The organism is Aquibacillus koreensis (genome assembly GCF_025154055.1).
Taxonomy (GTDB): Bacteria; Bacillota; Bacilli; order Bacillales; family Amphibacillaceae; genus Aquibacillus_C; species Aquibacillus_C koreensis.
The window spans coordinates 98352-119210 of the sequence record NZ_JAOALK010000031.1 but is presented as its reverse complement, the minus strand read 5'-3'; the positions used below and the strand labels follow the sequence as shown (position 1 = coordinate 119210).

The following is a 20859-nucleotide window of genomic DNA, read 5'->3' as shown; positions in this document are numbered from 1 at the left end:
CTATTTTCTCATTTTAGGATCTAATGCATCACGGATACCGTCGGCAACGATGTTAAATCCAATCATAAGAACAGAGATAATTATTGCTGGGAACACTAACATGTACGGATATGTTCTGTAAGAATCAAAAGCAGCATCAATTAAAGTACCTAATGATGCAATTGGTGGTTGTAAACCTAGTCCAATAAAGCTTAAGAATGATTCAAAGAAAATCGCACTTGGTATGGTAAACATCGTATTAATAACGATCATAGCTGTAACGTTTGGAATTAAGTGCTTCGACAATATTCGCCGATCGGTCGCACCAAGTGTCCTTGAAGCAAGCACAAACTCTTGATTTTTGAGTTTTAATACCTGACCCCTGACAATACGAGCCATACCTGTCCACCCCGTAATTGTTAATGCAATTGTGATAGCCAATAAACCTGGCTTTAATAAAATAATCATCAAAATAACTACTACTAGGTTCGGAATACCAACTAATATCTCAATGAATCGTTGCATATAGTTATCCACTCGTCCACCATAATAAGCTGATACACCACCGTAGATAACACCAACAATCATATCAATAATCGCTGCTAATAATCCGATATATAAAGATATTTGTGTACCTTTCCATGTACGTGTCCATAGGTCACGGCCCAACTGATCGGTACCAAACCAGAAATACGTTTCATCATAACCTCTATTAGCGTAGTCATCCACATGCATTTCAATCTTTGCATATTCATTGTTATCTGGATTACCTTGACTAATAACTTCAATTTCTACGAATTGTTCATCTACCTCATACGCTCTTAAACCAGCTTCCGTGGCAGATTCAACTGTTACTCCTTCAATTTCCCATGTTTTCTTTCCATCGAACATAGACATCCATTCAAGGCCTTTAACTTTTGGTGTTAAATTTTTCGCATCATAATCTGCTTGGTCAATATCATAATCATTCATCATTGGTCCAATTAGTGACATGAATACGATAAAGATTAGAAGGAATAATCCAACGATCGCCGCTTTATTTTTTCTTAGACGGAGCCATGCATCCTTCCAGAAAGAAATTTCGGGACGAGTTAGTTCTTCACCTTTATCGGCTGACAATTCAATTGGTTCAAACAAATCTTTTGATAGCTTTTTGTCATCTTTCGCCATTATTTTTTCCCTCCCGAAACACGGATACGTGGGTCAATAACTCCGTATAAAATATCAACAAGCAATACGACACCTATAAATAATACTGAGAAAAATAAAGTCGTACCCATAATCATTGGGTAGTCATTCATGTTAATAGAACGAACAAACTGTTCACCTAGACCTGGAACAGCAAAAATTTGTTCAATAACTAAAGTACCTGTCATCAAACTAACTGCCATTGGTCCAATAACTGTAATAACAGGAATTAACGCATTTCGCATAGCATGTCTAAATAGGATCGATGCAGAATTAACACCTTTTGCTCGTGCAAGTTCAATATAATCGGATCCAAGTACCTCTAACATCTCCGTTCTCATAAAACGAGCACAGATTGCCATTGGGAAAATCATTAATGAAATGGTTGGCATGATCGTGTACTGAATGCCATCCCACTGGGCAACAGGTAACCAACCTAATTCAACACCAAGATAGTACTGTAGTAAACCTGCAAAAATAAATGACGGTATTGAAATACCGATAACAGCAGCAATGTTTGCACTATAATCAAGTAATGAATTGTGGCGAAGCGCCGCCACCATTCCAAGCATAATACCTAAAACAGTTCCAATCACCATTGCTTGTAGACCTAACTGGGCTGACGGACCAATACGGTCCATGATTAGGTCGGTAACATTTCGATTATCAAACTGGAATGACACCCCTAAATCCCCTTGCAGAATACCAATAATGTAATTTGCATATTGGACAGGTACAGGGTCATTAAGTCCATACCTTTCTTGTAATATTTCTAACTGTGCATCAGAAGCTTTCGTGGCAATATCAGAAAAAGGGGTACCAGGTAACAGTTTCATCAAGAAGAAAGTTGCTGTTGCAATGATAAATAACGTAATAATCATATAAACGATACGTTGTAGTAAAAATCTGCCCATTTTCCACACCTCCTAGTTCATTGTTTGAAAATTCTTCAATATTCAAAATCTTTCTTCTCAAGGGAAAAGAGAGTATATGTCCTATTATGACACGACATATACTCTCTTCTTTATTAATATTCTATTATCATTTTAACTTATTTTTGAATATCTACATATTTGTAGCTATAGTCAGGACCGAATGGGTTTAACTCATCCATACCTACAACATAAGGTTTTGATAATAGAGCACGCTCACGTTGGAAAATCGGTGCAAGTGCAGCATCTTCTTCTAAAAGAATTCTTTCAGCTTCTTGCATTGCTTCAAAACGTGCAGCAGGATCAAGTGCTAATTCACCTTTAACTTGCTTAACAAGTTTATCATACTCAGGGTTGCTGTAACCCATTTCGTTGTTTGGACCATCAGTTACGAACATATCAATGAATGAAATCGCATCTGCATAGTCAGGACCCCAACCAGAGAATACAAGCTCAAATTCACCACGTTTTTGAATCTCTAAACGCTCGTTAAATGGTACGTTTTTAAGTTCAAGAGTTAAACCAGGTAGGTTTGTTTCCAATTCATTTTGGAAGAACTCTGTAATAAGCATTCCTGTGTCAGTGTCACCAGAAATAAATGAGATTGTAACTTCGTCAAAACCGATTTCTTCTTTAGCAGCTTCCCAATATCCTTGAGCAGCTTCTAAGTCAAATTCTAAGAAATCTCCGTTAGCAGCACGGAAATCTTCACTAGAATCAGGGTGTGAAACAAATCCTTCTGGAACTAAATAGTTCGCAGGTTTAGATGAGTTACCGTAAACTGTGTCGATAAACGCTTGCTTATTAACCGCTTGTGCAATTGCACGACGGAAGTTTTCATTTTGCATGTACTCAGAATAATTAGCTGAATCTTGGTTCATTTTCAACCAGAAAGTTACATTCTCAGGAATTGAGATTAACTCTGGGCTAGTTGCAAATTGATCAATATTTGTAGCGTTAAGACCTACACGGTCAATTTTGTCAGTTTCATACATACTTACAGCTGTAGAATTTTCTTTAACAACTGAAATTGAGATTCCATCAAGACTTACGTTGTCTTTATCCCAATATTGGTCGTTTTTAACAAGTTCCCAGCTCTCTTCGTGTGCCCATTCAGTCATAACGAATGGTCCGTTAAATAGCATGTTTTCTACTTCAAGAGCAAATTGATCACCTTGTGCTTCTACGAATTCTTGGTTTAATGGCAAGAATGTAGGGAAAGCAGCAAATGACTCAAAGTATGGAGTTGGCTTTTCAAGCTCAACTACTAATGTATGATCATCTGGAGCAGATACTCCTAAATCTTCAGGTTTCATTGTAGCTTCTACGCCCTCTTCTTGAGGTGCGATTTCTTGTGCGTTTTTAATAACGCCGTTCATTAAGTATGGTGCATAGAATGAACCATTTTCTGGGTCAATCGCACGTTGCCATGCATAAACGAAATCGTTAGCAGTTACAGGCTCACCGTTTGACCAAACTGCGTCGTCACGTAGTGTGAAAGTCCATTTAAGGCCTTCTTCTTCTACTAGTGTTTCTTCTTTAATTGCGATACCAGATACTAATTCACCGTCTTCACCTAAACGATATAGACCTTCATATACAGTATCTTGATACTGGATACTTGAAGAATCCTCCGCTAAGATTGGATCCATAGATGGGATCTCTGCAGTTTCAGCGATACGAAGAATTTTTTCTTCTCCAGCAGCTTCTTCACCCTCGGTACCCTCGTTGTCTGTTTCTGTTCCTTCAGTCTCTTCATTGTCTGTTCCTGGATCTTCTTCTGTAGTGTCTCCACCATCAGAACAAGCAACAAGAACGGCACTTAACATGATAGCTAGTACTAATAATAGCCAATTTTTGTTTCTCATGAAGCAATGACCTCCCCTTAAATTTTCTGATTTTTTTGTAGATATTTTATCCACAAAATGAATTATACAAGTTTTCTCACAATTTTGCATTACTTTTTTTTCATAAAAATATGGAAAACTGCATATACAATGCATTTTCAATAAACAAAATAGTTCTAATTACCCATTAGCCTGCATAATACATTGTCATATTTTCTTACAAAAATAAAGACAAACACTACACCTTTCATGCTATAATCTCTTTTATGTGTGTTTTCATTTATAAGCCACTGTGTATAAAGATGTATAAAAGTGAATGAGCTATACGATAATGAAATTAGAGCGAAAGGATGAAGTTCATGTTGAAACGAAAAAGTAACTGGGTGTTTCTCACCATTAATATTATTGTTTGTCTTCTTTTCTTTTTACTATTCGCCCCAAACCATCAATTCATGCATCTTATTAATGTTTTTTTCTATATTGGTTATAGTTACCTTATGATCTCTATTCTTCTATTTATTATAAGCAAGCGTTTTTTTGATGGTATAACCTATAGTTTTCGCAGAGTAATTAATAAAGTATCGAAGAATAGAGATTATTTAGATGAATGGGAAGAAGAACCCTTACCCTCGGAAAAAGTAAGTCGATCCTTTTTGAGTCTTCTATTTTTTCAAGGTGCTTCACTTACATTAATAATGATCGTAATGTTGTTTATCTTCTATATATAATAACTTTGCTATGTTTTGATAAATTTCTTACAATTCTGTATATTTAATCATTTTTAAAAAAATCGCATTTTAGCTTGCTTAAGATTATTACTTGTATTTTCTTGCAATAAACTAAAAAATTATATATAATCCTTAACAACAGTTTAAAATGATGCAATGAAAAAGATGAGTACATATTCCCAATGGTTTTTAGAGAGTCTGTGGTAGGTGAAAACAGATACCAAGGAATATTGGAATTGGGCTTTGGAGCAGTGTTTTTACATAGCACCGTATTTCAGGCGTTAACTGAAGCCAATAGGCATTAAGCGATCTCAAGTTTTGAGATAATTAGGGTGGCACCGCGGTTCATTCGTCCCTTTTACAGGGAATAGAATGGCCTTTTTTGTGTTTTCATTTAATGATATAGCAAGTGTAAACAGACGTGTTTGCAACATGAATGCACGAAATGCACAAATAGAAATTAAATCAGTAGAGGTGATTGGACATGAAAACTATATTTTCAGGAATTCAACCAAGCGGAACATTAACAATTGGTAATTACTTAGGGGCAATGAAGCATTTTGTGGAACTACAAGATGAAAATAACTGTTATTTTTGTATAGTAGACGAACATGCGATTACGGTTCCCCAAGATCGATTAAAGCTTAGAGATAACATCCGTTCTTTAGCAGCGTTATACCTCGCATCAGGTATTGATCCAAATAAATCTACCTTGTTTATTCAATCGGAAGTTTCTGCACATACCCAATTGGGTTGGATGATGCAATCGATCAGTTACATTGGTGAGCTAGAAAGAATGACACAATTTAAGGATAAAGCTAGTGGTAAAGAAGGTGTTTCTTCCTCCCTTCTTACTTATCCACCACTGATGGCAGCCGACATTCTTCTATATAAAACTGATATAGTACCAGTTGGCGATGATCAAAAGCAACATCTAGAATTAACTCGTAACCTAGCGCAACGTTTTAACAACAAGTTTAATGACATCTTTACAATCCCTGAGATAAGTATTCCTAAAGTTGGGGCAAGAATAATGTCGTTACAGGAACCAACGAAGAAGATGAGTAAGTCAGATGAAAACTTAAAAGCATCTATATTTATGTTGGACGATGAGAAAACAATCGAGAAAAAGGTTAAAAGCGCAGTGACCGACTCGGAAGGAATTGTTAAATTCGATAAAGAAAATAAACCAGGTATTAGTAATTTACTTACGATTCATGCGAGTTGTACAGGTGAATCGATTGAAGCATTAGAAGCGAAATATGAAGGAAAAGGGTACGGTGATTTCAAACAGGATACTGCAAATGTTGTTATTCAAACACTAAGACCTGTTCAAGAACGGTACCATGAATTAATTACTTCTACTGAATTAGATGATATTTTAGACAATGGTGCAGATAAAGCTGCTTTTACAGCAAATAAAATGTTAGCTAAGGCAAAAAAGGCAATGGGACTAGGTCGAGTAAAAAAGAAAAAGTAAACAAAAAGCGTGTGATTTTTCACACGCTTTTGTTTATCATCTAATTTAGATCATTTACTTTCTCATGTCCTCCCCTAGCATCATTCACATCATACGTTTATACGTATTATATTCCTTTGTATCTTGTTCTAGTTCCCACATTTTTTCGAAAAACGGTTGCCCTTTGATTAACTTTCCACACAACTCCTCATGAGCAACACTCCAACCGTCCACTACACCTTGATATAATGCATCCCACGCTTGGTCAAAATTCATACTTCTAATTTCCGCATACCGATCTGGATCCCATTCTGTTAACCAATAGCGAACTTCTTCACTGTTTTTTGTACTTCCAAGTTGGTCAATCGCCATCATTAATAATTGCTTTAATTGTCTTTCTTTCCTAGTAAGGCCTAACATAGAACCGGGAGGTAAAGATAAAATATGGTACTCTTTATCTTCTTTTGCATCGGGAGAAAATGAAAATTCATGGGTTTTCGTACCCTCGATCATTTCATAAACAAGGCGCTCTTGTCTTGGAATTAGCCTGCTTTTTCTAATTGGTAGATTGTATCCCATCGTATCAAAAGCAATAATAGACTTACCATTTGTAACGACGCAAGCGTATTCCAGTGACATTCTTTCTTGATTTTTTCTTAAATAAGCGCGTTTATAAATACTGTCTAACAAGGGTCGTGGTAAATCCTGCAAGTCATTTTCAATATAATGGTACAACAAATCATCTATGTATAATATCGGAACTTGATCTAACAGTTCGATACCATCTTCTTTTCGCCATTCATGAAAATGACAGACATTGTACCCATTTTCTTCACCCTCAAACCAGTTCACCCATACATCGTGTAAATATAACATGTGTTGAACCCTCGCTTCTTGATTTGGATCTTTTAATAAACATTATGACCATAGAAAGGAAAATTTATTCTATTCAACCTATTTTTTAACAGTAATCTTTGACACTTTATTAATGGTGATTGCCATAATTATAACGCCGAGAAAAAAAGAGTAACATTCTATTCTACCTTGTATATAAATAAGATAGTCAATAAATGTTAGTCCCGCAGGAATGAAGTTTAGATATAGAATGATCGAAATCCCTCCTGATACTGTAAGGCCAAATCCTATTAAAAAGAAAAATAAATAGATCATTGCTCTATCACCCCTGCTTGTCCTTCTTCTATATACTAAGTTATATGATAGAGTGTTAAAGATCATGTGTATTTTTTTATAGAGATCTCTACACCATTCTTATTGTGAGTAGATAAGTAAAATGTGTTGTAATACTTCAATTCCATTACATGCATCATTAATAAACATAAAGAATAGCTCTAACTACGATACCCGTAGCTAGAGCTATTGCTATAAATATTTACTGATATTTCTTAAAAACTAACGTTGCATTATGGCCACCAAAGCCTAAAGAATTACTTAAAGCAACGTTCACCACTTTTTCTTTCGCTTCATTTGGTACATAATCTAGATCACATTCAGGATCTGGTGTTTCATAATTAATAGTTGGTGGCACAATGCTATTTTCAATCGCTTTAATACTCGCGATTGCCTCTACTGCACCCGCTGCACCTAATAGGTGTCCTGTCATCGATTTCGTAGATGAAACCGAGAGCTTATATGCATACTCTCCAAAAACTTGTTTTATTGCTTTCGTTTCAAACGAATCATTTAACTCGGTACTTGTACCATGAGCATTAATATAATCGATCGCAGTAGCTTCTAATCCAGCATCCTCAATCGCTTGTTTCATTGATCTAACTGCACCTTCACCTTCAGGAGCTGGAGAAGTGATATGAAATGCATCACCTGCTGAACCATATCCAACTATTTCAGCATATATTTTTGCACCGCGTTTTTGTGCAGATTCTAACGATTCAATAATTAATGTTCCTGCACCTTCACCCATAACAAATCCATCACGATTTTTATCGAAAGGTCGACTAGCAGTCTTTGGATCATCATTAGTCGATAACGCCTTAGCTGAAGAAAAACCAGCAAATGCCATATTCGTTAACGGTGCTTCCGCTCCACCAGTGATCATAATGTCGGCATCTCCACGTTGGATGACTTTAAAGGCATCCCCAATGGAATTCGTCCCTGATGCACAAGCAGTAACAGAGCAATTGTTAATACCTTTTGCTCCTAACTGAATAGAAACTTGACCAGATGCCATATCCGGAATAAGCATTGGTACGAAGAATGGACTTACTCGACGATAGCCTTTTTCCAAAAACTTGTGGAATTGCTCTTCGTATGTAGCCATACCACCAATTCCTGAGCCAATCCAAACACCAACTCTTGGTGCAAGCTCTTCTGTAATTTCCAAATGCGCATCTTCAACAGCCATTTTAGCTGATGCTACTGCATATTGTGTAAATAAATCCATACGTTTTGCATCTTTTTTATCCATGTAAAGGGTTGGATCCCAATCTTTTACTTCTGCTGATACTTTCGCAGGAAAATCATCTTTATTTACCTTTGTGATAAAATCTATTCCAGAATTACCTTGAATTAAATTATTCCAAAGTTCATCGATTGTATTTCCAAGTGGCGAAACTACTCCAAGTCCAGTAACTACTACTCGTTTTTTGTCCATTAGGTTTTCCTCCTTATCAAATCTATTAACTATGGTGTGGTTATATCAATTCTAACTAACTTTCTTATTTACCCCAACGAAGAGCTACAGCTCCCCATGTTAATCCTCCACCAAAGCCAACTAGTACGACTAAATCATTATCTTTAATTTTACCACTCTTTACATCCTCCGAAAGCGCTATTGGAATAGAAGCTGCGGATGTATTGCCATACTTTCTAACAGATGTGGCCATTTTATCCTCTGCTATTCCTAATCTTTCTCGGGCTGCTTCCATAATACGGATGTTTGCTTGGTGTGGAATTAAATAGTCAACGTCCTCTTTATTGTAACCCGCTTTTTCTACTACGTTAACTGATGATTCAGGCATTTGCCTTACTGCAAACTTAAATACCTCTCTACCATTCATACTAATATAATCTTTTTCTTGAAGCAGATATTTACCGCCATTTCCATCTGCACCTAACTCAAAAGATAGTATTCCTTTTCCTTCACTTACTGGAGCAATCACCGCTGCTCCTGCCCCATCACCGAATAGAACACAAGTATTTCTGTCGTTCCAATCCGTAATTTTCGATAGTTTTTCTACTCCAACAACCAATACATTCTTATATGCACCAGTTTCAATAAATTGCTTAGCCGTAATTACACCATACATAAAACCTGAGCAAGCTGCGCTAAGATCCATTGCTGCTACTTTTCTCGCCCCTAAGCGATCCTGTAGCATACAAGCAACGGACGGAAATGATGTATCCGGAGTAATCGTTGCAACAAGGATCATATCTAAATCTTCCGCATTAATATTTGCATCCTCAAGTGCACGAACTGATGCAAAATATGCCATATCAGAAGTATTCATCGTTTCGTCAGCAATTCTTCTCTCTTCAATTCCCGTACGTGTACGAATCCATTCGTCATTTGTATCTACTATTTTTTCAAGATCTGCGTTTGTCACAATTTTTTCTGGCACATAATGGCCAGTTCCAATAATACCTGCGTTCATGTATATCATCCTCTCAAGGAAGTATTAACTTTAATATCAATTATTAAGACTTGGTACTAATTTTAAAACAAAACAGAAACTAAATCAAGTAAGAACTGAGGAACATGACATGCGCCTTATCGTTTTTCGTATTTATAAATAGAATAAAAGGAAGGAGGTGTGTCACGATGGAAGGAAAAAAAGAAGAAAAAGTTAATCGTAAACACCCATTTGATCAAATGATGTTTGGTGGACCACGCACAAGGCTAGATTCTGAAACAAAGACAGAAGATTCTTCGAAGGGAAATAAGACAAATGATGAAGATAATTCGTTTGATCTTTTTAACACAGCTCAAACAATGGCAGAAACGTATAAACAACTATCTCCTTATGTGAAAGGTGCTTCAGGAATTTTCAAGAAATTTAAATCTTAAAGTTTATTCTATGTAAAAAGGACAGGAGCATGCGCATGCACTCCTGTCCTTTTTATATATCGTGATGATTATTGTGCGTCTCACTTCTCATAAATCATTTGGTAGGTCACCTAATTCATTTGGTAGTAAACCTGTTTCGATATAGCTCTCTAAATCTTTATTTACTTTACTCTCAAAGCTATTAGGAACTTCCGGGCTAAACTCTCCAAGCGTAATGACACCTTCTTGGAAGTCAAATGTATAGTAACCTCCTTTAAGCTTTTCGTTGTTAAACTTATCTGCTGCTAACAGATATAATTCATTCACTTGCTGAATGGTACTTGTTAAAACATGATCTCCTAAATGAGACTGGTCCGTAACAAATCCAATCCCATACTTATCATTTTTATTCACTTCTTCTAATACAGCAAAACTAAAAGCGTCTCCAGCTGGGTAAAAAACATCCACCTCTTGCGCATTCATTCGATCAAAAAGTTGAATCGCACGTTCTTCGTTATCCCAACTATTCACAAAGTCCATTGATACACTTGCTTCTCTATTTTGATAATATACACCTTCATAGAAACCTTCTACTTCGGGTTGCCATTCAAATGCTGCTATAAGTCCAACTTTATTTGTCTTCGTCATCTCCCCTGCAATCATCCCGGCAAAGAACCCCATTGCATGAGAATTAAAATTAAGACTAGTTAAGTTATCATTATTATAATAACCTCCATTAAAGTAAACAAAGTGTATATCTGGATAGGAGTCACTAATATTATCAAACATTTTTCCATAAATACTACTATGACCAAATATTAGATTAATTCCCTTAGCAGAAAACTCTTCCACAGCCCGATTGACATCTTGTTGTGTTTTCATTTCCTCTTTAAAATAAACATCAACATTATATTCTTCTTTTATTTCAACTAACCCTTTATATCCTTTATTTCCCCATGTTTGATCGCTAACTGAGTTTTCAACTAGCATGCCCACCTTCTGTATTTCCCCTTTTTCAAAGGAATTACAACCAGTTAATACTACAAAACTCATCACAAGTATATGTATGAAAACAAAATGTTTTTTCAACACCCGCACTCCTGTTCACTAGGAATCTGTCTAGTACTATTCTACCGTTTAAACTTGGACACGTAAATGTATTTTAGGATTACAAGTTTATTACAATCATGAATTTTATTCACAATTGCAACAATTAGGGTTAAAAAGTGTTTATTTTGTTATATTACATTGGCATTCCATTTGGTGTGGAAAGATAAATATTTGAATTTATTTAACCACTCACGTAACAGGTTTACAAATACCACTAAGTCCATGGACATCTTCCCTTATTTTGTTACTTTCTAATCTTTTTTGTGCAATTAGAAAGAAACTACCGGAGCATCAAGAAGTATCCGGTCATACTCCTCCATCAACGTAAAATATAAATAAGGGAATAATCCTTATGATTAACTTGATTGGAGATAATAAATGCAAGTTCTATAACATGGTTTATAAATTACTATATCTTTTAGTAGTTTCTTATAAGAAGCTTCGACATTAAGGATATAAAGATGAAAATTGCTTGTAGTGTTGTTGTAGTTTTTTGAATCTTTGTTCTAAAGGCAAAGATTCTCGTATATAAATCGTGTTCTTTTCCTCTCGATTTGGCTGCACATCTTTTCTAAGTGGTTTAAAAGATATAGTTTCTTGTGCATGATTTGATTTGGATAATTGAATAAGTGCCTCAACGAAGTCTCCTATATAAACACCGTCACGTTGAAATTCTTTTGAAGAGAAGGAATAGAATGTTTCACTTTTATAAAAACCATCTTTCTCTCTAGGCATCCATTCTCCATATAATAATGGTAGTTCCACTTGTTTTGCCTGATCTATAGAATCTTCTATTTGTAATTGGAACCATTTCTTTGCATCAAATTTTTCAAATTGCTTTTTGTTATCTACTTGGAACAATTGAAAAATCGCCTCAAACTTTTCTTTCTTATGTTGTTTATATAATTCTGTTACACTCTGTACATGTTCAAAAGCACTGTTTCTTCCAAAGAATAATACGAGATCTTGCTGCTCTTGTGCCTTATCACTGTCCAAACCAATGACAGAGCTACCTTCATCCAACAATTTATTTGCCAAATGGTAACCAATCCAATGATTACAACCTACAATAACATACATACATTCCACCTCACTATTTAATACATTGACATCATCTAGATAAATATTATTTATTTTCTCATAACCTTTTGGTAAACTATAAAAAGAATGTGAAAAAAACGAGGTGATTTATTTGCGATATTTCTTTACATTATTATGGGCAGTATTAATTAGTTTCTTGGTATCCTATGTACTTACTAGTATGGCTGGTGAAACATTTACGTTTACACCTATTTTCTTTATTGCTTTATTTTTCGCCCTTACTATCTTTATTATTGGCGATGGTATATTAAAAGAAGAAAAAAAATAAAGGTGTGTTGAACCCTTGCCGACAAGGAATGGCAAGGGTTTTATTATAGCACCCGCCAAAGCCTTTCAAGTCAAAATGGTAAGGCTAACTTATTAACTTAGTACCATGGAAGAAGACTAATTGCAGTTAAAGCCGCTAAAGGCAAAACGAGTCTCCTAAAACGAGATGGGCCATATGGAATTGGTGGGTATGGGTACGGACCATAGCCTGGATAACCAAAAGGATAGACACGATCTTCTCGTCGGTCATTTCCAAAATTAGGAATTGCTAAATATACATTTTCCTCATCTAAACCAGTAATAATTCCATCTAAGCTAGTACCATCATTTAGCTTCACTAATACATAGGAATGAATATGCTTTTTGCATTCGTCATACATATGATGATAGTTATGTGCGCGATTCACTTTCAAACTCCTCCTTCTCACTAGTAACCTATTCAGGTTTTCCTATATTTGTGACAAGAGCGGAGTTAGAAATAATTAAAATCGGGGGAAAAGAAATGGATAACATAGTTGAATTAGGTTTGCTTATAAAATATATCTTCTTTGGTTTTGTACAAGGTTTTACCGAGCCGATTCCGATTTCTTCTAGTGGACATCTCGTTATTGTACAAAATTTATTTGATCTCAAAATGGATAACTTATCTTTTGAGATCTTAGTTAACTTCGGATCACTGATTGCTGTATTAATTATCTATCGAAAAGATTTATTACGTTTAATTCAAAACGGAGTAAGTTACATAACAACGAAAAAACCAGAAGCAAAAGATGATTTTAATTTTATCTTTTACTTGATCGTTGCAACTGTTCCTGCTGGTGTTATTGGCGTCCTTTTTGAGGAACAAATAGGTGAAATTTTTGATACAAATAAAATAATCGGGATTACCCTAATTGTTACTGGTATTGCCTTATGGATTATCCGAAACCTAAGAGGAAGTAAAAATGATGGAGCACTAACCTTAAAAGATGCCGTGATTGTTGGTCTCGCTCAATCCGTCGCTCTTATACCTGGCATAAGTCGATCCGGATCAACCATTGTTGCTGCAATGTTGTTGGGAATGAAACAAGAAACAGCACTAAGGTTTTCTTTCCTATTATTCATTCCAGTGAGTCTAGGGACATTAGTTTTAAAAGTTGGGGATATCGTATCTGATCCTGACTTTAATACGATGTGGATTCCTTACGCACTTGCATTTATCACATCGATTATTGCCACTTATTACTCTTTGAGATGGTTTATGAACATTATGGCAAGAGGTAATTTGAAATACTTCGCTTTTTACTGTTTCATCGTTGGTGCGCTTGCTTATCTACTGTTATAATGTGATACTTAAATTAAAATGTAGTGTATTGTTATAGCTACTAGGAGGCTTCATGATATGAAAGATATACTAAAAAATCATGGGATGTCCGATGACCTTGCTAATATTTTATCAACAATTGACCATACAACAAAAGTGACCAAAAACTCTTTTCTCTTCCAACAAGGAGAAGAAGTGTCAGAGCTATACATCATCTTATCTGGCAGGATACAGATTGGAAAAATCTCACCCGACGGACGGGAATTAACACTTCGAATTTGCTCAAAAGGCGATATTGTTGGTGAACTATCCGTATTTGATGAAAATGTCAAATACCTATTAAATGCAAAAGTTACGGAAGATTGTGAATTAGCAGTAATTAAAAAAAATACGCTTGAGGAAAAGTTATTAACAAATAATTGGCTCGCAATTGAGTTCATGAAAATAATGAGTTTTAATTATCGAAGAGATCAAACGAAATTTCGTGACTTGGTACTACATGGAAAAAAGGGTGCGTTATACTCTACTTTAATCCGATTATCTAATAGTTATGGGGTTAAACAAAAAGATGGCATTCTTATTGATATTGTTTTAACCAACCAGGAACTTGCCAACTTTTGCGGAACTTCTAGAGAAAGCGTAAACCGATTATTGAATGAATTAAAAAGAAACAATATTTTATCGATGGAAAAAAATAAGATCATCATCCACGACTTACAACATTTAAAGGATGAGATTAATTGTGAGGATTGTCCTCTTGTTTTATGTAGCATTGACTAATGCAAAAAATCCAGCATGGCTGCTGGATTTTTTTGTTTGCTTTATGCTTTATACATTGTTGATTTAAATAGCGACGTAACACATATATTTGATACTTCGCAGCGGACTAGCTATCTGTCAGTGATCATGGCTCTTCACTGACTTCAATAGGCACTCGGATCTGCTTCCTGTCAGTGATCACACTCTTCACTGACTTCAATAGGCTTTCGGATCTGCTTCTTGTCAGTGATCATGCTCTTCACTGACTTCAATAGGCACTCGGATCAACTTCTTGTCAGTGATCATGCTCTTCACTGACTTCAATAGGCACTCGGATCAACTTCTTGTCAGTGATCATGCTCTTCACTGACTTCAATAGGCCTCAATAATTAGTTACCCTTTAAGTCACTTTCTTTTTCTGACGCATTGCTTTTGGAATATAAACACAATACGGTTCACTTTCCATATAATCACCTGTTATCGCATAGGCTCTGGATCTGGAACCTCCACACACATGGCGAAACTCACAAACGCCACATTTGCCTTTATATTTATCAGGATTTCGAAGGTCTTGTAAAACTGGAGAGTTTCGATATATATCTTGCAGTGGCTTTTCTCTAACATTACCAACCTTTACAGGTAACAAACCGCTCGGATATACATCACCAATATGAGAGATGAAAATAAAACCATTTCCATCATTAACTCCCTTTGGTGCTCTCCCCAATCCATCAATACTACCAGTCGTTCCATTCATAAGTGCATCTTGATACTGGATCGTATCCCGATTCATTTGTTTACTTTCTCGCATTTTATTTTGAATAACAACGCGTCTGTAATGTTGCCCTGCTGTCGTCTTTATATCAAATGATACGTTTTTTGATAGTTGATATAACCATCTAAAGACACGTTCATGTTCTACGTCCGAGATCATATCTTTCTCCTGCCCCCTTCCGATCGGAACCAAGAAAAACACACTCCACAATACACAATTCAATTCTTCCATAAGCGAAGCCATTTCTTCCAAATAATCCACATTATATTTGGAGATAACCGTGTTAATTTGAAGCGGCATTTCTAACTCATGCAAATGTTCTATAGCATTGATGGTTAAATCAAATGATCCATTTGTCCCTCTGAAGTGATCATGAACTTCTGCACAATGCCCATCTAAACTAAATGCCCACCTTGACAATCCCACTTGTTTAGCTTGGTTCATCGCTTCTTTTGTCACGTTAGGTGTAGCGGAAGGAGTCATGGAAACGCGTACCCCTTTTTCTATAGCATAGGCTGCAATATCAAATACATCCGGTCTCATGAGAGGGTCACCACCGGTAAACACTAACATCGGATTATTCATTTGCTTTATTTGATCAATCAACTTTTTACCTTCTTCAAAACTTAATTCTCTAGGATCACGTAAATACTGGGCATCCGCTCGACAATGTAAGCATTTCAACTCACATGCACGTGTAAGTTCCCAAATAACAATAAAAGGGTTCTTATTATAATCTCGTGGTTTCATCTAAACGCCTCCATCAACTTATAAGCTAATACCATTTTATATTAATTAACGGATACAATATGTGACTTTTTTCACATCTTAGTTTAGAAATATTGAACCGAAACTAGTCTTATCGTTTTCGAATTGTCACTCGCCAGGTTGTTGGTCCATCAAGTTCATACTTCCAGTCAAATAATCCTTCACGCTCGAATAAAAACTGATAGTAGAGCGGCTTAGGATCATGGTCATTTGTAAGTTCAAGACACATGCCTATCTCTAAGCCATCAAATATATCAAATATACGTTTATGCCGCATTCTCGGCTCAATGTCAGGTGCGTATATTTTTATTCTATCGTTTTGTGTTTTCATGCCAAAGTCCCCCCTGTATCAACTAACTAACATTAGCATACTAAAGGTTTATTTGTGACTTAGTGATAAAAAACACATCCGCATATGATATTAATCACACGCTTTTCATGTAGCTCCGGGTATGATATAAGTAGACATTAGTGTAGTAACCAGAAAGGATGAAGAAGTTGAATTCAAAATCAATCCAAGAATTACTTCAGACATTTCCCCTTTTCAAGGATTTAACCGACGATGAGATTCAACCGATTATAGATTTAGCGCAATCCAGAACATACCGTCGTGGAACGCACATATTCATGCAAGGTGATCCGTTAACCAATGTGTACTTTATTCACATTGGAAAAATAAAGATTTATAAAACAGACTTCAATGGGAAAGAGCAAATTGTAAACGTACTTCAATCCGGAAATATGTTTCCCCATCAAGGCTTTTTTCGTCAAGATCAATGCCCTGCGCACGCGGAAGTTATTGAAGATGCTACGTTAATTTATATTCCCATTCATCTATTTGAAAATTTTCTTATGAATAACCCTGCCATTTGTGTAAAACTATTCAAGGTGTTAGGTGATTTAATTGTAGATTTGCAGAAGCGTTTAGAAGAACAAATATTGCATAATACATATGAGCAAATTATTATGCTATTGCTTCGATTAAATAGGAACCACGGAGAGTTAGTGAAAGACGGGAAATATGCTATCAAATCAAACTTTTCAAACCGTGAACTTGCTAACATGATCGGTTCAAGCAGAGAAACAGTAAGCAGAACCTTAACACAGTTGAAAAAGGAGAATTTAATTACAACCAATTCTAAAGGTAATATCGTTATTGATAAAGACGCATTAGAGCAAGAATTATTGTACTAACCTAAACATGTTGCATTAAAAAAGGAACTTGTCTTCATTAACAAGTTCCTTTTCAGCTAATTTGTACCGGGTTCTGTTTGCTCAGAAGTAAACATATCCGTTACTTTTTTTCTATTTACCTTTGTGGTTAATACATAGATAATGTCTTTTTCTTGTAGCCTCGTATTACCGGATGGTGTTACCACATGATCACCTCGAATGACAGCAGTAATGAGCGTTTCATTCGGTAGTTTTATTTCCGATAATGCTTTATTTATTACTGCTGCATCTTGATCCACTTGAATTTCGATGATTTCAGAAGTAGATTTCCCTATGGAAACAAGTTCAAGTGTATGAGGAGATGTGATTTTTTCACCACCTGATAGCCCAAGTTTATTTGCAAGTGGCGTGATTGACGCTCCTTGAACAAGTGCTGACGTTAGCACAACGAAAAACACGACATTAAATAACAATTGACTGTTTTCCAGACCCGCAATCATCGGATATGTAGCGAGTACAATTGGAACTGCTCCCTTTAAGCCTGCACTTGAAATGAAAATTTTATCTTTTACATCAAATCCCATGTTAATTGTACTTAAAAACACACCAATTGGTCTTGCTACTAACATTAATAGTAAGGATAAAGCTAGCCCTTGCCATATAATATCTTTCAGTTGACTAGGAAATACTAATAATCCCAGTAAAATAAACATTAGTATTTGCATCATCCAAGCAAAACCTTCGTTAAACCTGAAGATAGAATGCCTGTACGTTAATTCGGAATTCCCAACAATGAGTGCCATAATATATACTGCTAAAAAGCCACTTCCATTTAATATCGTTGTAAAACTATAGGTTACCAATGCAAAACCGACTGATAAAATTGGGTATAAGCCAGAGGAATCTAAGTTAATCTTATTAATACTCCATACAGTTATTTTCCCCATTAAGAGACCCGCAACCAATCCTAATCCCATTTGCCATACAAAACTAAACAAGGTTATCCATAAATTTGCATCCGGTTGTTGGATCAATGCAATTAAAGTGATTGTAAGGAAAACAGCCATTGGGTCATTGGTACCGGATTCTGCTTCTAGTGTCGACGCGAGTTTATTTTTTATATTTTTATTACCAATAACGGCAAACACAGCTGCTGCATCAGTTGAACCAACAATAGCACCAAATAATAACCCCTCAAGCCAAGAAATATCAAGTATAAACTTAGCTGATACACCAATTACAATCGTAGTAATAAGTACACCAAATGTAGCCATGGAAACAGAGGGCTTGATCACTTTCTTTATTTGACTCCAATCACTTTGCATACCACCTTCGAAAAGAATGACTACTAAGGCCAGAATTCCAAAGGTTTGCGTTAAATTCACATCGTCAAAATAAATAAAGTTAGATAAAACCATGCCGACAATTATGTAAAATACAAGAGAAGGTAAACCTATACGCGAGGAAAATTTTGTTGTTAATACCCCAATAATTAATAATATAGCAACAAGAAGGAAAGAATTGTTCATAACATTATCAAGCGTAATCATGTATCGCCCCCCAATTCTTTAATGTGAATTTGACAGAAATATAAATATAACTACTAAATATTACTATGCTAGGTAAAGAATTAAGATGAACTATCTTGTCTCCTTACCCTTGTAAAAATTATAGCAGAAACTACAGAATTATAATATTAAAGTAACTTTTATAGCTTTACACAGAAAAAACACGTGAACCTTTCATCATGGTCACGTGAGTGTAGCGTACTGAAAATAAAATACTCATTAAGTCATCCTAACAAATAGCCAAACAAGTAAAAAAAGACCCGCTACGCTTAACCAAACAATAGATCCAATTTTCCCCTTCTTTTTTTTATCCATTTTTCTTGTGGAAAATTGCACAACCGATTCTATTACTACCGTAAGAACCACAATAATAAGTAATATTTGCCACCAAACCATGTATTCCCCTCCTAAAAACATCTACATGTATATGTATTCTTATTTATCTTTTCTACTTATTATAAATTATAATTACCTATAGGAAAACAGAAGGTATGTTCCAAAAATGAAAAGCCGGTTCATAAACACCTGAACCGGCTGAAGATCAACTATTAATCTGGAATTCCAAGTGCAATTTTCGCATAACGAGACATACGGTCTTTTGACCAAGGAGGATTCCAAACGATATCCACCTTTGTTTCTTGTACTTCAGGAATATCCTCCAATACTCGTTTCACATCAGACTCAATGTGTCCAGCTAAAGGACAGCCCATCGCTGTAAGCGTCATTGTAACAGTAGCTAGTCCTTCATCATTAAGATCTACACCATAAACAAGCCCTAAATTCACGATATCTATACCTAGCTCCGGATCAATTACATTCTCTAGAGCACCCATTAGATTTTCTTGTAATGCTTCATCCATACCCTTTACCTCCTTTAATAACATACAACATATTCATATTATAAACATAAATAACAAAAAAATTAAATGATCTACATCACTAATCGACATCATTTTAGGATAAACTTCATTTAAAGTTGATATTCTAACCAATTAACTGTTTCCGTGATCGCAAACCTACTAACTTTATGACCTCGTCCGATTTCTCTTAAGAAACGAATGTTCTCAGGGTTTTTGTACAGAGAAATGACCTCTTCATAAAAGCTATAGGAGTGATTGAACGGGACCACTTGGTCTTTCTCGCCGTGCCAAAAAAACAACGGTCTACCATCAAGCTTCTTCTTTTGTTTGGAGAGATCGATTTGCTCTAAAGATTTAAATATAGCAGACAGTTCATCTTCTGTAATAGGTAGTTGCGTGTGTTGGTCTTTTAACCCTGCTACTAACTCGTTAGCGAATTGTGTAATCTTCGGAGATCCCATTAAGATGGCTGCAGCTTTAATCCAATCATACTGCGTTAAAGCGGCGGCAGTCGTTATCCCCCCCATACTTGTACCAGCTAAGCCAAAGCGATTGTCTTTTATTAAATTCTTTTCCATTAGAACTGTTCTAATCGTTAGTAAATCTTGTAAGTTTTGTTCAACAATCTTAAAGAACTGTAACTGTCTTTCAGCATCTGTAATATTGTCCTGTCGTTCCCCGTGAAAAATACAATCAGGTAACACTACACGATAACCTTTTTCTGCAAGCAAGTATGCTAAAGGTAGATTGTGTTCCTTCGCACTCGTAAACCCATGTATGTAAGTAAGAACCGGTAAAGCTTGGTCTTTGTATTCTGAGTGAACTACAACTAATACAGGTATTTCATTCCAATATTCTTTATAAATCCCTATCATGGTGGTTAGTTCCTTTCATTCTTATTTACTGTTATATAAAGATTGTTATTGTTTGTTCTACTACTATCATATAATCTCATAAAAAAACATGCAAAAAATAGGCTATTCATTTCAAAACCTTTACATATTTTCTTTTTCTCTTTACA

The 20859-nt window shown here is 35.6% G+C and carries 22 protein-coding genes and 1 other annotated feature; of the genes, 7 read left to right on the top strand and 15 right to left on the bottom strand.

Annotated elements, in window-relative coordinates; genetic code table 11:
* The 3 genes from opp3C to NYQ66_RS07685 form a co-directional block, all read right to left on the bottom strand.
* The gene (opp3C, locus tag NYQ66_RS07695; RefSeq protein ID WP_259868514.1) at nt 1–1149 is read right to left on the bottom strand and encodes an oligopeptide ABC transporter permease; all 1149 of its coding nucleotides are present in this window, start codon (nt 1147–1149) and stop codon (nt 1–3) included.
* Nucleotides 1149–2081: an oligopeptide ABC transporter permease gene (gene opp3b / locus NYQ66_RS07690; protein WP_272479948.1), complete on the bottom strand. Its 933-nt coding sequence runs from the start codon at nt 2079–2081 to the stop codon at nt 1149–1151. Before opp3b ends, opp3C begins: the two co-directional genes overlap by 1 nt.
* A 137-nt stretch (nt 2082–2218) precedes the next feature.
* A complete protein-coding gene (locus NYQ66_RS07685; RefSeq protein ID WP_259868512.1) occupies nt 2219–3967 on the bottom strand; it encodes a peptide ABC transporter substrate-binding protein in 1749 nt (582 codons plus the stop codon).
* 338 nt (nt 3968–4305) lie between these two features.
* Here NYQ66_RS07685 and NYQ66_RS07680 point away from each other — a divergent pair, with 338 nt between their 5' ends.
* Nucleotides 4306–4674 carry a DUF3899 domain-containing protein gene (locus NYQ66_RS07680; RefSeq protein WP_259868511.1) on the top strand — a complete coding sequence of 123 codons (369 nt, stop codon included), beginning with the start codon at nt 4306–4308 and terminating at the stop codon, nt 4672–4674.
* Nucleotides 4675–4821: 147 nt separating this feature from the next.
* Nucleotides 4822–5034 (top strand) — a binding site (T-box leader).
* 124 nt (nt 5035–5158) lie between these two features.
* Nucleotides 5159–6154, top strand: coding sequence for a tryptophan--tRNA ligase (gene trpS, locus NYQ66_RS07675; protein ID WP_259868510.1), 996 nt, complete (start codon nt 5159–5161; stop codon nt 6152–6154).
* An 84-nt stretch (nt 6155–6238) separates the two neighbouring features.
* Here the strand turns inward: trpS and NYQ66_RS07670 are convergent, their stop codons facing one another.
* The 3 genes from NYQ66_RS07670 to NYQ66_RS07655 all read right to left on the bottom strand — a co-directional run bounded on the left by NYQ66_RS07670 (nt 6239) and on the right by NYQ66_RS07655 (nt 9762).
* Nucleotides 6239–7009, bottom strand: a complete 771-nt coding sequence (locus NYQ66_RS07670) for a YjbA family protein (protein WP_259868508.1) — start codon at nt 7007–7009, stop codon at nt 6239–6241.
* Nucleotides 7010–7523: 514 nt separating this feature from the next.
* Nucleotides 7524–8762, bottom strand: a complete 1239-nt coding sequence (fabF, locus tag NYQ66_RS07660; RefSeq protein ID WP_259868504.1) for a beta-ketoacyl-ACP synthase II — start codon at nt 8760–8762, stop codon at nt 7524–7526.
* 64 nt (nt 8763–8826) lie between these two features.
* A complete protein-coding gene (locus NYQ66_RS07655; protein ID WP_259868502.1) occupies nt 8827–9762 on the bottom strand; it encodes a beta-ketoacyl-ACP synthase III in 936 nt (311 codons plus the stop codon).
* A gap of 167 nt (nt 9763–9929) precedes the next feature.
* On the opposite strand from NYQ66_RS07655, the gene NYQ66_RS07650 reads away from it, so the two are divergent.
* A complete protein-coding gene (locus NYQ66_RS07650; RefSeq protein ID WP_259868501.1) occupies nt 9930–10175 on the top strand; it encodes a YppG family protein in 246 nt (81 codons plus the stop codon).
* A gap of 87 nt (nt 10176–10262) precedes the next feature.
* On the opposite strand, the gene NYQ66_RS07645 is transcribed toward NYQ66_RS07650, so the two are convergent.
* Nucleotides 10263–11246, bottom strand: coding sequence for a BMP family ABC transporter substrate-binding protein (locus NYQ66_RS07645; RefSeq protein WP_311202010.1), 984 nt, complete (start codon nt 11244–11246; stop codon nt 10263–10265).
* 465 nt (nt 11247–11711) lie between these two features.
* The gene (locus NYQ66_RS07640) at nt 11712–12344 is read right to left on the bottom strand and encodes a Rossmann-fold NAD(P)-binding domain-containing protein (RefSeq protein WP_259868496.1); all 633 of its coding nucleotides are present in this window, start codon (nt 12342–12344) and stop codon (nt 11712–11714) included.
* A 103-nt stretch (nt 12345–12447) separates the two neighbouring features.
* Here NYQ66_RS07640 and NYQ66_RS07635 point away from each other — a divergent pair, with 103 nt between their 5' ends.
* Nucleotides 12448–12633 carry a YjzD family protein gene (locus NYQ66_RS07635; RefSeq protein WP_259868495.1) on the top strand — a complete coding sequence of 62 codons (186 nt, stop codon included), beginning with the start codon at nt 12448–12450 and terminating at the stop codon, nt 12631–12633.
* Between the two features lie 97 nt (nt 12634–12730).
* Here the strand turns inward: NYQ66_RS07635 and NYQ66_RS07630 are convergent, their stop codons facing one another.
* The gene (locus NYQ66_RS07630; protein WP_311202009.1) at nt 12731–13039 is read right to left on the bottom strand and encodes a hypothetical protein; all 309 of its coding nucleotides are present in this window, start codon (nt 13037–13039) and stop codon (nt 12731–12733) included.
* Nucleotides 13040–13134: 95 nt separating this feature from the next.
* Between NYQ66_RS07630 and NYQ66_RS07625 the strand changes: the two genes are divergently transcribed.
* Nucleotides 13135–13956 (top strand): undecaprenyl-diphosphate phosphatase, encoded by an 822-nt coding sequence (locus tag NYQ66_RS07625; RefSeq protein WP_259868490.1) that lies wholly within the window; start codon nt 13135–13137, stop codon nt 13954–13956.
* Nucleotides 13957–14022: 66 nt separating this feature from the next.
* A complete protein-coding gene (locus NYQ66_RS07620) occupies nt 14023–14715 on the top strand; it encodes a Crp/Fnr family transcriptional regulator (RefSeq protein ID WP_407652059.1) in 693 nt (230 codons plus the stop codon).
* A gap of 379 nt (nt 14716–15094) precedes the next feature.
* On the opposite strand, the gene NYQ66_RS07615 is transcribed toward NYQ66_RS07620, so the two are convergent.
* Nucleotides 15095–16219: a TIGR04053 family radical SAM/SPASM domain-containing protein gene (locus NYQ66_RS07615; RefSeq protein ID WP_259868487.1), complete on the bottom strand. Its 1125-nt coding sequence runs from the start codon at nt 16217–16219 to the stop codon at nt 15095–15097.
* Nucleotides 16220–16328: 109 nt separating this feature from the next.
* Nucleotides 16329–16568: a DUF2249 domain-containing protein gene (locus NYQ66_RS07610; RefSeq protein WP_259868485.1), complete on the bottom strand. Its 240-nt coding sequence runs from the start codon at nt 16566–16568 to the stop codon at nt 16329–16331.
* Between the two features lie 167 nt (nt 16569–16735).
* Here NYQ66_RS07610 and NYQ66_RS07605 point away from each other — a divergent pair, with 167 nt between their 5' ends.
* Nucleotides 16736–17431, top strand: a complete 696-nt coding sequence (locus tag NYQ66_RS07605; RefSeq protein ID WP_259868483.1) for a Crp/Fnr family transcriptional regulator — start codon at nt 16736–16738, stop codon at nt 17429–17431.
* Between the two features lie 56 nt (nt 17432–17487).
* Here the strand turns inward: NYQ66_RS07605 and NYQ66_RS07600 are convergent, their stop codons facing one another.
* The 4 genes from NYQ66_RS07600 to NYQ66_RS07585 form a co-directional block, all read right to left on the bottom strand.
* Nucleotides 17488–18960, bottom strand: a complete 1473-nt coding sequence (locus NYQ66_RS07600) for a potassium/proton antiporter (RefSeq protein WP_259868481.1) — start codon at nt 18958–18960, stop codon at nt 17488–17490.
* Nucleotides 18961–19197: 237 nt separating this feature from the next.
* Nucleotides 19198–19374, bottom strand: coding sequence for a hypothetical protein (locus NYQ66_RS07595; RefSeq protein WP_259868479.1), 177 nt, complete (start codon nt 19372–19374; stop codon nt 19198–19200).
* Nucleotides 19375–19526: 152 nt separating this feature from the next.
* On the bottom strand, nt 19527–19838 hold the full coding sequence (locus NYQ66_RS07590) for a metal-sulfur cluster assembly factor (RefSeq protein ID WP_259868477.1): 312 nt from the start codon (nt 19836–19838) through the stop codon (nt 19527–19529).
* A gap of 110 nt (nt 19839–19948) precedes the next feature.
* Complete coding sequence (locus NYQ66_RS07585; RefSeq protein ID WP_259868475.1) at nt 19949–20713, bottom strand: alpha/beta fold hydrolase; 765 nt, start codon at nt 20711–20713, stop codon at nt 19949–19951.
* Nucleotides 20714–20859: the final 146 nt, after the last annotated feature.